This window comes from Nonomuraea zeae, assembly GCF_005889725.1.
Lineage (GTDB): Bacteria > Actinomycetota > Actinomycetes > Streptosporangiales > Streptosporangiaceae > Nonomuraea > Nonomuraea zeae.
This window is the reverse complement of the sequence record NZ_VCKX01000099.1, coordinates 1-12,466: the sequence shown is the minus strand read 5'-3', so window position 1 is coordinate 12,466 and position 12,466 is coordinate 1. Positions and strand designations below refer to the sequence as shown.

General features: G+C 72.9%; 9 protein-coding genes. 6 read left to right on the top strand and 3 right to left on the bottom strand.

All coding sequences use genetic code 11. The annotated features are described in order from the left end of the window. Nucleotide 1: 1 nt before the first annotated feature. Nucleotides 2-928 carry an alpha/beta hydrolase gene (locus tag ETD85_RS28835; protein ID WP_138692934.1) on the top strand — a complete coding sequence of 309 codons (927 nt, stop codon included), beginning with the start codon at nt 2-4 and terminating at the stop codon, nt 926-928. Nucleotides 929-937: 9 nt separating this feature from the next. On the opposite strand, the gene ETD85_RS28830 is transcribed toward ETD85_RS28835, so the two are convergent. After that, nucleotides 938-2,431, bottom strand: coding sequence for an alpha/beta hydrolase family protein (locus ETD85_RS28830; RefSeq protein ID WP_138692933.1), 1,494 nt, complete (start codon nt 2,429-2,431; stop codon nt 938-940). Nucleotides 2,432-2,538: 107 nt separating this feature from the next. On the opposite strand from ETD85_RS28830, the gene ETD85_RS28825 reads away from it, so the two are divergent. From ETD85_RS28825 to ETD85_RS28815, 3 genes are all read left to right on the top strand, one after another. Then, nucleotides 2,539-3,669 carry an exonuclease SbcCD subunit D gene (locus ETD85_RS28825; RefSeq protein ID WP_138692932.1) on the top strand — a complete coding sequence of 377 codons (1,131 nt, stop codon included), beginning with the start codon at nt 2,539-2,541 and terminating at the stop codon, nt 3,667-3,669. Then, nucleotides 3,670-7,353 carry an AAA family ATPase gene (locus ETD85_RS28820; RefSeq protein ID WP_138692931.1) on the top strand — a complete coding sequence of 1,228 codons (3,684 nt, stop codon included), beginning with the start codon at nt 3,670-3,672 and terminating at the stop codon, nt 7,351-7,353. A gap of 81 nt (nt 7,354-7,434) precedes the next feature. Then, nucleotides 7,435-8,319, top strand: coding sequence for an NAD-dependent epimerase/dehydratase family protein (locus ETD85_RS28815; protein WP_138692930.1), 885 nt, complete (start codon nt 7,435-7,437; stop codon nt 8,317-8,319). 9 nt (nt 8,320-8,328) lie between these two features. Here ETD85_RS28815 and ETD85_RS28810 read toward each other — a convergent pair whose 3' ends face one another. Continuing rightward, nucleotides 8,329-8,961: an HAD family hydrolase gene (locus tag ETD85_RS28810; protein WP_138692929.1), complete on the bottom strand. Its 633-nt coding sequence runs from the start codon at nt 8,959-8,961 to the stop codon at nt 8,329-8,331. A 105-nt stretch (nt 8,962-9,066) separates the two neighbouring features. On the opposite strand from ETD85_RS28810, the gene ETD85_RS28805 reads away from it, so the two are divergent. Continuing rightward, on the top strand, nt 9,067-10,356 hold the full coding sequence (locus tag ETD85_RS28805) for an MFS transporter (protein WP_138692928.1): 1,290 nt from the start codon (nt 9,067-9,069) through the stop codon (nt 10,354-10,356). Between the two features lie 10 nt (nt 10,357-10,366). On the opposite strand, the gene ETD85_RS28800 is transcribed toward ETD85_RS28805, so the two are convergent. Next, nucleotides 10,367-11,584, bottom strand: a complete 1,218-nt coding sequence (locus ETD85_RS28800) for a LeuA family protein (protein WP_138692927.1) — start codon at nt 11,582-11,584, stop codon at nt 10,367-10,369. 70 nt (nt 11,585-11,654) lie between these two features. Between ETD85_RS28800 and ETD85_RS28795 the strand changes: the two genes are divergently transcribed. Next, the coding region (locus ETD85_RS28795) for a helix-turn-helix domain-containing protein (protein WP_138692926.1) at nt 11,655-12,466 on the top strand (812 nt) is incomplete at its 3' end.

The following is a 12,466-nucleotide window of genomic DNA, read 5'->3' as shown; positions in this document are numbered from 1 at the left end:
CATGTACGAGATCACCGTGCTGTCCCTGCCGGACGACTTCGAGGGAGAGGTCGTCGCGACGCTGGTCTCCAGGAAGGCCGGATCCCGCCGGGCGGTCCTCTACCTGCACGGATTCACCGACTACTTCTTCCAGGACCACCTGGCCGAGCACTACGTCCAGCGCGGCATCGACTTCTACGCGCTGGACCTGCGCAAATACGGCCGTTCCCTGCTCCCGCACCAGACCAGGGGCCTGATCAGGAGCATCACCGACTACTTCCCCGAGATCGACCAGGCCGTCCGGATCATCCGGCGGGACCACGACGAGCTGACGATCAACGCCCACTCGACCGGCGGCCTGATCGCCGCCCTGTGGGCCGACCGGGTGCGCGGCCGGGGGGTGGTGCAGGGGCTGGTGCTCAACAGCCCCTTCTTCGACCTGAACGTGCCCGCGCCGCTCCGCCTGGCCGCCGACCTGCTCAAGACGCCGCTGTCCTACAGCCGCCGGCCGCTCCCGCTCGGCGCGAGCAACGTCTACGGGCGGACGCTGCACCTCAGCGAGCAGGGCGAGTGGGACTACGACCTGGAGCTGAAGCCGCTGGGCGGGTTCTCGGTGCACGCCATGTGGCTGGCCGCCGTCCGCAGAGGACAGCGGCGGCTGCACGCGGGGCTGAACGTGGACGCGCCGGTCCTCGTGCTGGCCTCGGCCAACGGGCTGCGGGTACGCGACTTCGTGCCGGAGGCGCGCTCGGCCGACATCGTGCTCGACCCCCGGCAGATCGCCCGCTGGTCGGCCTGCGTCGGGCCGCACGTCACGTGCGTGCGCATCGCTGACGGCGTACACGATCTGGTGTTGTCGGCGGAGCCGGTGCGCAAGCAGGTGTTCGCCGAGATGGACCGCTGGATGAACGCCTATCTCGGCCCGCGCTCGGCGGACCAGGACCGGTAGCGGCCCGCGCTACCAGGGGAAGGCGAACAGCCCGTAGTAGGCCGCGGCCACGAGCAGCAGCCCCGTGCCGCCGAGCACGCCGGCCACCGCCACGTGCTGCCAGCGGCCCGGCCGCATGCCCTCGCGCAGCGCCGACACGAACGCGGCCACCGCCGTCACCTCCTGGATCAGCATCAGCACGGCCAGCAGGCGCACGACCAGCCAGCCGGCCAGCACCGCGGGCCAGGCGCCGGCCTGGTTCACCGAGAACAGCACCAGCAGCATGATGAACGCCACCACCGACAGCAGCAGGCCCAGGCCGGTCCAGGCCATCCTGCTCAGCCGGCGCCTGATCGGCGGCCACAGCCTGGCGTTGGTCTCGACGGGCACGTGGGGGCGGCCGCGCAGGCGGACGACCATGGCGGCGACCGGGCCGGCCACGTAGCCGACGGCGGCCAGGCAGATCGTCAGGCCGAGCATCGTGCCGCCCGCGTACCAGGGGGCCGCGGGCACGTCGCTGGCCTCGAACCGCTGGACGGGGGTGGCGCCCGCCAGGTGCACGGCGGGCCTGGCCGTGCCCGGCAGACCGGTGATCCAGTTGGTGAGGGTCTCGAGATAGCCCTTGGTGAATTCGCCGCCGTTGACCCGCATGGCGTGGTCGCCCTTGGCCATGAAGCGGATGGTGTAGTCGTCGTTGCCCGCGGTGTCGAGCGCGGAGATGAGGGCCTTGGTGGACTCGACGAAGGGGATCGACGGGTCGGTGGTGCCGTAGAACGCGAGGACCGGCTGCTTGATCTGGCTTAACGCGGGCATCGCGTCGTAGCGCAGGAAGTTGAAGCCGACCCCGCCCATCGCCCTGGTCAGCAGGTCGCGGGCGCCGATGGGGGCCCGGAGCCTGAGCAACTGCTCGTTCAGCGCCCAGGCGACCTGCCTGATCGGGGAGACGTTCGGCGAGGACACCAGCACCGCGAAGCCCACCGACGCGCTCTTGGCCGCCGCGATGGGGACCACCCAGCCGCCCTCGCTGACCCCCCACAGCCCGATGCGCGCCGGGTCCACCTCCGGACGGGTGCGCAGGTATTCCACCATCCGCAGCGCGTCGTCGGCGAGCAGCCCGAAGTCCCGCTCGCGGAAGTCGTAGCCGACCGTGCGCTTGTCGAACGCGATCGTCACCACGCCCGCCTTGGCGAGGAACTCGGCCTGCGGCGTGAACTCCGTGCGCGACCCGTTGCCCGACCCCGACACGAACACCATCGCCGGATGCCGCCCAGGAGTCACCGGCGCCCGGAGGGTCCCCTCCAGTCGCTGGCCCTCTCCCGCGACCGAGACCTCCTCCCGGCGGAGCGGGTCGACGGCCACCACCGGCCGCAGCTCGCCCGGCGGCTGCGGCGGGATCGCCTGGAAGGCTGGATCGACTTTGAGCGGCGGAGGGTCGAACGCGGGCGGCAACACGTAACCGACCGACGCAAGCGCCACCAGCACCAGGCCGGCGGCGACGCTCAAGGTGCCACGGCCAGTGCGCATCGGCCTCCCCATGTGCGTTGGTTTGCCCGCGGATCTTCCAGCCTACTCCCGGCTCCTGGGACGGCAGGGGCCGTATTTGTCAGTGAGAGCTGTTAGTTTCCTGCGACATGCGGATCCTGCACACCTCCGACTGGCACCTGGGCCGCTCGTTCCACCGCGAGAGCCTCCTGGCGGGCCAGGCGGCGTTCGTCGACCACCTGGTGGAGACGGTGCGGGCCGAGCGGGTGGACGTGGTGGCGGTCGCGGGCGACGTCTACGACCGGGCGCTGCCGCCGGTCGACGCGGTGGCCCTGCTCGACGACGCGCTCGCGCGGCTGCGCTCGGCGGGGGCCAGGGTGGTGCTGATCAGCGGCAACCACGACTCGGCGCTGCGGCTCAGGTTCGGCTCGGCGCTGTTCGAGGCGTCCGGCGTGCACGTGCGCACCTCACCCGACGCCTCGTGGGAGCCCGTGCTGATCGACGACGTCGCCTTCTACGGCATCCCCTACCTGGAGCCCGAGCTGGTCAGGGCCGGCTGGGAGCTGCCCGGCCGCAGCCACGCGGAGGCGATCTCGTACGCGATGTCGCGGATCCGGGCCGACGCCGCGCGCCACCGCGCCTCGGTCGTCCTGTCCCACTGCTTCGTGACGGGCGGCCAGGCCAGCGACAGCGAGCGCGACATCAGCGTGGGCGGGGTGGCCAATGTGCCCCTGCGGGCCTTCGACGGGGTCGGCTACGTCGCGCTCGGCCATCTGCACGGGCGCCAGCGCATGTCCGAGACGGTGCGCTACTCCGGCTCGCCGCTGGCCTACTCCTTCTCCGAGGCCGGCCACGTGAAGGGCTCGTGGCTGGTCACCCTGCCGCCGGGCGGCGCCGACGGGCCTCCCGAGGCGGAGTTCGTGCCCGCGCCGGTGCCGAGGGCGGTGGGGCGGGTGCGGGGTGAGCTGGAGGAGCTGCTGACGCTGCCGCGCTACACCGCTGTCGAGGACCACTGGCTCCAGGTCACCCTGACCGACGCCGTCCGCCCCAAATCCGCCATGGAGCGGCTGCGCGCCCGCTTCCCGCACGCCCTCGCCCTCGTCTTCGACCCGGCCGGCGCGGCCCCTGCCGCCCAGCCCGCCCGGCTCAGCGGGCGACCCGAGTCGGAAGTCGCTCTCGATTTCGTCCGGGAGGTGCGCGGCGAGCCTGCCGCACCTGAGGAGGAAGACCTGCTAAGACAGGCGATCGAGGCATCGAGGGCGAAGGAGACGATGGCATAGATGCGGCCGCACCGGCTCTCGCTGACGGCGTTCGGGTCCTTTCCCGGCTCGGAGACGGTCGACTTCGACGCTCTGGCCGAGGCGGGGCTCTTCCTCGTGCACGGGCCGACGGGAGCGGGCAAGACCACGATCCTCGACGCGCTCTGCTTCGCCCTCTACGGCCAGGTGCCCGGGCAGCGCAACAGCGCCCGCAGCCTGCGCTGCGACCACGCCCCGCCCTCGGCCGGGCCGTCGGTCACGCTGGAGGTGTCCATCCGCGGCCGGTTACTCCGCATCCAGCGCTCGCCGTCCTGGCAGCGGCCCAAGCTGCGCGGCGCGGGGGTCACGGAGGAGAAGTCCAAGGTCGTCGTGGCAGAGTGGCGCGGGTCGGCCTGGCAGGGGCTGACCACCCGGCTGGACGAGGCGGGCGATCTGGTGGGCGGGCTGCTCGGCATGAACGCCGACCAGTTCTGCCAGGTGGCCATGCTGCCTCAGGGTGACTTCGCCCGGTTCCTGCGGGCCGATGGCGACGACCGGGCCAAGCTGCTGGAGCGGCTGTTCACCGTCAAGATCTTCACGCAGGCCGAGTCGTGGCTGGCCGAGCACCGCAAGCTGGCGTGGCGGCGGGCGCAGGAGCTGCGCCAGGAGGTGGACTACGCGGTCAAGAGGGTGGAGGAGGCCGCGGGGCAAGCCCTGCTGGCGGCCGTCGCCCAACCGCCCGCCGAAGCCGGCCAGGCGGAGCCGTGCACGCCTGAGGACGACCCTCTGCGCTGGTCGGGAGCGCTGCTCGACGCCGCGCGGGCGGTCGTGGGGCGGGTCACCGGCGAGCACGCGGCCGCGGATGCGGCCTCGCGCTCGGCGCGCCTGCGCTTCGACCAGGCCGCCGCGCTGGCCGAGCGGCAGCATCGCCATGCCGAGGCGCTGACCCGCCGGCGCACGCTCGACGAGCGCGCGGACGAGCGGGCCGACCTGCAGGCGATCCTCGACGACGCGGCCCGGGCCGATCGCGTGCTGCCGCTCGTGACGGCGGCCAGGCAGCGCTCGGAGGCCGCCGCCAAGGCCCGCACCCTGGTCGCCGACGCCCTGGCCCGCGCCCGCCCACTCCTCACGACAACATCGGACGCGCGGCCCGCTGCTCACGGACCGGGCCCGACTCCCGATGCTCTGTCCTCTCCTTACGGACCGGGTCCGGCATCGGACGCGCGGGCCTCTGCTCAAGGCCCTCACGGACTTCAGGGACTTCACGGCCCTTACGGGTCGTCTCCGGTCGGTGTGCCCGGTGGGCCGCAGGGAGTCGGGTCGCCGCCGGACGGGCCGGCCGCCGCGAGTGCCCGGCCGTCGGCGGCCGAGCTGGCGGCCTTCGAGCGGCAGCGGCAGGCGGAGATCGCGCGGCTGTCCGAGCTGCTCACCGAGGAGGCCAGGCTCTCGGTCGTCCGGCGTGACCTGCTCCGCGTCGAAGGCGAGCTGGCCGAGCTGGTCAGCGCCGACGAGTCCCTCGCCGCGCGGCTGGCCGCCCTGCCCGCCCTCATCAACCAGGCCGAGGCCAGGCTCGCCGAGGCACGACTCGACGCCGCCAGGATCCCCGCCGCCCAGGCCGTGCGGGACGCGGCGGCCGACCTGATCGGGATCGACGGCGAGCTGGCCAGGCTGGCGGCCGAGCTGGACACGCTGGCGCAGCGGGAGGCCGAGGTGTCCGCCACCGCTTCCGAGCTCCCCGAACGGATCGCCGACGCGAGCGCCGCCCTGGCGGACGTACGCGCGCAGGCGGCGGCGATCCCGGCGGCCGTCGCGGGTCTCGACGCCGCCCGAGCCGTGCGAGAGGCCGCGCACCGCTGCGAGGCGCTGGCCGCCGAGCTGGACGCGGCCGTCGCCGCCCACCAGGTGCTCGTCGACCACGCCCAGACGCTGCGGGAGCGGTGGCTCGACCTGCGCCAGGCGCGGATCGACGGCATGGCGGCGGAGCTGGCCCGCGACCTGGCCGACGGGCAGCCGTGCGCGGTCTGCGGCTCCGACCACCACCCCCATCCGGCCTCCCCGGCGCCCAGCGCCCCTTCCGCCGACGACGAGCACGAGGCCGAGGCCGCCCACGAGGCCGCCCTGTCCGATCGCGAGGCCGCCGAACGCGCCCTGGCCTCGCTGGAGTCCCGGCACGCCGACGCCGCCGAGACCACCGGGGATCTGGCCGTCGGCGACGCCGAGGAGCAGGTCCTGCGGGCCGAGGAAGAGCTGGCCCGGCTCCAGGCGGTGGCCGACGGGGAGCCCGCCCTGGCGGCGGCGCTCGACCGGATCGAGAGCGAGCGCGAACGCGTCCGCGACCAGTCCGGGGAGATCGCCGAAGCGCTCGCCGCCCACCGCGCGCACCGAGCCCACCTGGAGTCCGAACGCACCCGCCTCCGCACCCGACTCACCACGACCGCCCCGCCTGCCGATGACGTGCTCGACAGTGGTGCCGTGCTGGCCGCCGCTGAGCGGGAGGTGCGCAGGCTGACCGGCTCGGCGGACAGGGAGCCGGTGCTGGCGGGGGAGGCGGCCCGGCTCACGAGGGAGCGGGCGGAGCTCGAAGAGCAGGGGCGCAGGGTCGCCGCCCGGCTGGCGGCCTGCCGTACCAGGCATGAGGAGCTGAGCGGCGACGCCGGGCGGCTCGCCGCCAGGCTCGACGCCGCGCGTGGCGACGACCCGACGCTGGCCGCCCGCCTGTCCAGGCTGCACGACGAGGCCGAGCTGCTGCGCGAGGCGCTGGAGGCCACGCAGGCGGCGGTGGCGGCCGGCGCGGAGCTGGCCAGGGCCGAGCAGGCCGCCGCCGAGGCGGCGGCCGAGGCCGGGTTCGTGGACGTGGCGGACGCGGTGGCCGCCTACCGTAGCCCCGCCGAGCAGGAGCGCAGGGCGGAGGCGCTGCGGCGGCTGGACGACGAGCACGCCGCCGTCACCAGGACGCTGGCCGAGCCCGAGCTGGTCGCCGCCGCGGCCGAGCCCGCCCCGGACCTGGCGGCGATCGGGGCCGAGCGGGACCTGGCGGAAGAGACCTACACGCGGCTGTCCAGCGTCCTCGACCGGGCGGTGGCCAGGGCGGGGCGGCTGGAGGAGCTGCACACCGAGCTGAGCGCCTGCATCGAGCGCTGGCTCCCGGCGGCCGAGCGGCACCGGCTGGCCGAGCGGATGGCGGCGCTGGCCAGCGGCACCTCCAGCGACAACCAGTGGAGCATGAGCCTGTCGTCGTTCGTGCTGGGCGAGCGCCTGCGGCAGGTGGTGGACGCCGCGAACGAGCGGCTCGGCCACATGTCGGCCGGCCGCTACCTGCTGCGCCACGACCTGCGCAAGACCGCGGGGTCCCGCGGACGCTCGGGCGGCGGCCTGGGCCTGCGCGTGGCCGACGGCTGGACCGGCGTCGACCGCGACCCGGCCACCCTGTCCGGCGGCGAGAGCTTCGTCACCTCGCTGGCGCTGGCCCTGGGGCTGGCCGACGTGGTGACGGCCGAGGCGGGCGGCGCGGAGATCGGCACGCTGTTCGTGGACGAGGGCTTCGGCACCCTGGACGAGGACACGCTCGACGGCGTGCTCGACATCCTCGACGGGCTGCGCGACGGCGGGCGGGCGGTGGGCATCGTCAGCCACGTCGCCGAGCTGCGGTCCCGGATCACCGCTCAGCTCAAGGTCACCAAGACCCGCGCGGGCTCCACGCTCGCCACGGTCGGAGTATCGGGATGAAAGACGGTTCGGGGGGTGGCGGGAACCGGCGGGCGCAGGAGATAGATTGCCGGGCACGGGACCTCGTCTAAGGAGCAGCGCATGCGCGTCGTAGTCACCGGAGCCCATGGCAAGGTGGGCCGGGCCGCCGTCAACGCCCTGGCCGCGGCCGGTCACGAGGTCACCGGCGTCGATGTCACGCGCCCGGTGTTCGAGCGCCGCGAGCCCGGCGAGCCGGGCTACAAGCAGGCCGACCTGACCGACGCCGGGCACGCGTTCGCCGTGGTGCACGGCGCGGACGCGGTCGTGCACGCCGCCGCCATCCCCGAACCGACCTCCAACCCGCCGCAGGTCGTCTTCCAGAACAACCTGATGACGACGTTCAACATGATCGAGGCCGCGGTCCGCCTGGGCGTCTCCCGGTTCGTGAACATCTCCAGCGAGACCGTGCCCGGCTTCTTCTTCCCCGAGCGGCCCTTCCTGCCCGACTACGCGCCGGTCGACGAGGAGCACCCGATCCGGCCGCAGGATCCGTACGCGCTGGCCAAGCACTTCGGCGAGCAGCTCATGGACGCGGCGGTGCGGCGCTCGGACATCCGGTGCATCTCGCTGCGGCCGAGCTGGGTGCAGTGGGAGGGCAACTACGAGCGCAACCTCGGCCCGCAGGTCCGGGACGCCACGGAGCTCGGGGCGGGGCTGCTGAGCTACATCGACGTGTACGACCTGGCGGACGCGATCGTCCTGGCCACCGAGTCAGCCCTGCCGGGCCACGAGGTGTTCTACATCGCCTCGCCCGACAACGCGGGCGGGCACGACTTCGCCGAGGCGATGCGACGCCGGTACGGCGACCAGATCGAGCTGCGCCCGCTCAGCCGCCCCGACGCCTCGGGCATCTCGTGCGCCAAGGCTCACCGGCTGCTGGGCTGGAACCCGAAGCGGTCGTGGCGCGACTATCTCGACGACGACGGTCGGGCGCGGACCTCGTAGCAGCCGAGGTCAGCCGAAGGTCGTGATCAGCTCGGGGATCGCGGCCGGGTCGTGGAAGAGGGTGGCGCCCAGGCCGGTCAGGCGGGAGGCGGGCGTCACGCCGCCGGCGAAGGCCAGGCAGCGCATGCCCGCGCTCATCGCCGCCATCACCCCGAACGGGCTGTCCTCCACCACCACGCAGCGTTCCGGCTCCGCCCCCATCGTGGCCGCCGCGTGCAGGAACAGGTCGGGCGCCGGCTTGCCCCTGGCCACGTCCTCGGCGCTGAACACCCGCCCGGCGAACCGCTCGGCCAGCCCCGTCAGCTCCAGGCTGTGGCGGATGGTGACGTGCCGGCCGTTCGAGGCCACGCAGCTCGGCACGCTGAGCTGGTCGAGCGCCTGCTCGATGCCCGCGACCGCGCACAGCTCGGCCTTCATCGCCGCGGCGTGGTCGGCGATGAGCTGCTCCCGCCAGCCTGCCGGCGTCTCGCCGATCTGCTCGGCCCAGTACTCGTTCGTGCAGCCCACGAACCGTTCCGCGTATTCGGTCTCGTCGATCGACCAGCCGATCCGGCGCAGGGCGGCCGTGCCCAGGCGTACGGAGATGGGCTCGCTGTCCACGAGCACCCCGTCGCAGTCGAAGATGACCAGATCGACGCCCAAAGCCTCGCTCCTCTCTCTTGATCCACCACCTGACAGTGTGTCATTGCGCAGGTGGTAGCGTCTCCGTATCGCTTCACAAGACGCTAGTCCGCATAGTGAGACATCATGAAGACCTCCCCCCGACCGGCGGCGCCGAGCCGGTCCAGGATCGCGGCCGCCAGCCTCATCGGCACCGCGATCGAGTTCTACGACTTCTACATCTACGGCACCGCCGCGGCCCTGGTGCTCAACTCGGCCTTCTTCCCCGAGATGGATCCGACGGCGGGCAGCCTGGCCGCGTTCTCGACGTTCGCCGTGGCGTTCATCTCCCGCCCGCTCGGCTCGGCCGTCTTCGGCCACTGGGGGGACCGGGTCGGCCGCAAGTCCATGCTGGTCATATCGCTGCTGGTGATGGGGCTCTCGACGGTGGCGATCGGGCTGCTGCCCGGCTACGCCGCGATCGGGGTGGCCGCGCCGGTGCTGCTGGTGCTGCTGCGCTTCACGCAGGGCATCGGGCTCGGCGGCGAATGGGGCGGCGCGGCGCTGCTGGCCACCGAGCACGCGCCGCCCGGCAAGCGCGGCCTGTACGCGATGTTCCCCCAGCTCGGCCCGTCGGTCGGGTTCGTCGTGGCGAACGGGCTGTTCCTCATCCTGGGTGAGACGCTGAGCGACGGGCAGTTCGGGAGCTGGGGGTGGCGGCTGCCGTTCGTGGCGAGCCTGCTGCTCGTGATCGTCGGCCTGTACGTACGGCTGAAGATCTCCGAGACCCCCGTCTTCCAGGCGGCCATGGACCAGCGGCGGATCGCCAAGGTGCCGTTCGCCGGGCTCATCAGGCACCAGTGGCGGCGCGTGCTGCTGGGCGCGGGCGCGATGACCATCGCCTACACGCTCTTCTACACCGCCACCACCTACTGCCTGGCCTACGGCACGGCCACCCTGAAGATCCCGAAGACCACCATGCTCGGCCTGACCATGATCGGCGTGCTGTTCATGGCCGCGGGCACGGTGGCCTCCGCGATGGTCTCCGATCGGCTGGGCCGCCGCCGCACCCTGATCGCCGGCACGGTGGTGGCGATCGTGTGGGGGCTGGTGATGTTCCCGCTGATGGAGACCAAGTCGATCTTCCTGGTCGGGCTGGCGCTGGCCGGCGCGCTCGGCCTGATGGGCCTGATCTTCGGGCCGATGGGCGCGTACCTGCCCGAGCTGTTCCAGACCCAGTTCCGCTACAGCGGCGCGTCGGTCGCCTACAGCCTCGGCGGGGTGCTCGGCGGCGCCGTGCCGCCGCTGGTCGCCACCAGCATGCAGGCCAGCGGCCTGGGCGTGCTGGCCGTCGGCGGTTACGTCTCGGCCATGGCCGTGCTGAGCCTGCTGTGCGTGCTCGCGCTGCCCGAGACCGGCGACGACTCGCTCACCTGAGCGGCCGCGGTCAGACCTGGTATTCGGGGAAGAGCAGCGACAGCTCGCGCGGGTGGGCCGCGATCAGGCCAAGCTCGTCGTCGGTGAGCGGCCTGCCGGTCATCGCGTTGCAGAGCTGGACCAGCCGGAACGCCAGGTCCTCGTCGGCCACCTCGACCCCGAGGCCGTCCATGACGTGCCGGAACCCGGCCTTGCCGCCGTATTCGCCGGTCAGCACGACCCGCCCGGGACGCGCGTGCCAGTCCTCGGGGAACGGTCCCAGCGACGCCTCGTCGTACAGCTCGTAGTTGCCGTGGTCCTTCAGCGCGCCGTCGGCGTGGATGCCCGACTCGTGCGCGAACGCGTTGCGGCCCACCCCGACCTGGTTGTACGGCAGCGGCTGCCCGAACGCGTAACTCGCCCACAGCGCGAACCTGCGCGCCCACGACAGGTCGAGCGCGTCGCCGATCTTCGCGTTGAGTCCGAAGCCGTGCTCGAAGGCCAGGATGGTGGACAGCAGGTCGGCGTTGCCCGAGCGCTCGCCTATGCCGTTCACGCAGGTGTTGACCCACGCGTCCTGGCCGGCGTCGAGGTCGCCGAGCGCGCCTGAGACGGAGTTGGCCACGGCCATGCCGAGGTCGTTGTGGCAGTGGGTCTCGACGGGCATCGAGGTGCCCGCGGCCAGCTTGGCGAAGCGCTCGCGGATCCGGTCGGGCGTGTCGCCGCCGATCGTGTCGCAATACCGTACGCGGTCCGCGCCCGCCTGCTTGGCCGCCAGCGCGAACTCCAGCAGGAACCCGTCATCGGTCCGCGAGCCGTCCTCGGCGTTGACCCCGACCGTCAGCGCGCCGGCCTGCTTGGCCACGTGGACCGCGGCCGTCATCTCCCTGATGATCGCGTCCCTGTCCAGGCGGCCGCGGAACTTGTTCTGGATCATGTAGTCGGACGTCGAGATGGACAGGTTGTAGTGCTTCAGCCCGAGCGGCGCCGCCTGCTCCACGTCCTGCGGCACCCCCCGGCACCAGCCGGACAGCCTGAGGCTCCCGAACGCGCCCGCCTCGGCCAGCGCCACCTGCGCCTTGACGTAGGGGACCTCGTGGAACAGGAACGGGAAACCGATCTCGGACTGCGCCACGCCGAGCTTGGCCAGATAGAAGTTGACCATGGTCTTGCCGAACTTCGACAGGCCGGTGCGCGCGGTCTGCACGCCGTCCCGGTTGGTCACATCGAGGAAATGAACTGTTGGCATGCCTTCACGTTGACATGCTCATTCAACATGGATCAATATTGATTTTCATCAACCTGGGAGGCTGAGGGGCGTGGAGTGGATCGACGCGGCCACGGCGGCGGAGCGGCTCGGCGTGAAGCCCGCCACGCTCTACGCGTACGTGAGCCGGGGGGTGCTGCAGCGGCGGCACGGCGACGACGGGCGCCGCAGCCTGTTCTCCGCCGAGGAGATCGAGCGCCTGGCCCGGCGCGGACGGCCGCGCAGCCAGCCGCCGGAGCTGGTGATCGAGTCGGGCATCACGGCACTGGGCGTGGACCGGCCGTACTACCGGGGGCTCGACGTGCTGGGGCTGGCGCGGGTGGCCGGCTTCGAGACGGTCGCCGAATGGCTCTGGACCGGCGACCCGGCCCTCTGGCCGGACCCCCGCCACTCCATCGGGCCCCGCCCGTCCGCTGAAGACACCCGCGATCCCGGCGACACCCGGGTGACGGAGCTAGACCCGCACCCCTCCGAGGACGCCCGAACCGTTCGCCCCTGCACCCGTCCACCCGCCGGTGATGTCGCGACGCCCGTGCTGGGCGATGACGCGGCGGGCGGCGGGAGCCGGCGGGTGGCGGTCTGGAGGTGCGAGCCGGGCGCGCTGCGAGCCGCCATGACCGCGCAGCGCGGGCTGCCCGGCGACCTGCTGCCTCTCGACCGCCTCCAAGTGATCACCACCGTTCTCGGCGCGTCCGACTCCCTCCGCTACCAGCTCAACCCCGCCTCCGTGGCCGCCACGGGCCGCCGCCTGATCGCGGGCCTGGTCGACGCCCTGCCCCAGCTCAGCGAGCCCCAAGGCGAGTCGATCGCCGAGCGCCTGTGGTCCAGGCTGTCCCCCCTGTCTCTTATATACCTCCGACGCTT

Bases quoted from the DNA above. Each gene is read 5' to 3' on its own strand.
- ETD85_RS28835 (WP_138692934.1), top strand. From the start codon at position 2: ATGTACGAGATCACCGTGCTGTCCCTGCCGGACGACTTCGAGGGAGAG.
- ETD85_RS28830 (WP_138692933.1), bottom strand. From the start codon at position 2,431: ATGCGCACTGGCCGTGGCACCTTGAGCGTCGCCGCCGGCCTGGTGCTG.
- ETD85_RS28825 (WP_138692932.1), top strand. From the start codon at position 2,539: ATGCGGATCCTGCACACCTCCGACTGGCACCTGGGCCGCTCGTTCCAC.
- ETD85_RS28820 (WP_138692931.1), top strand. From the start codon at position 3,670: ATGCGGCCGCACCGGCTCTCGCTGACGGCGTTCGGGTCCTTTCCCGGC.
- ETD85_RS28815 (WP_138692930.1), top strand. From the start codon at position 7,435: ATGCGCGTCGTAGTCACCGGAGCCCATGGCAAGGTGGGCCGGGCCGCC.
- ETD85_RS28805 (WP_138692928.1), top strand. From the start codon at position 9,067: ATGAAGACCTCCCCCCGACCGGCGGCGCCGAGCCGGTCCAGGATCGCG.
- ETD85_RS28800 (WP_138692927.1), bottom strand. From the start codon at position 11,584: ATGCCAACAGTTCATTTCCTCGATGTGACCAACCGGGACGGCGTGCAG.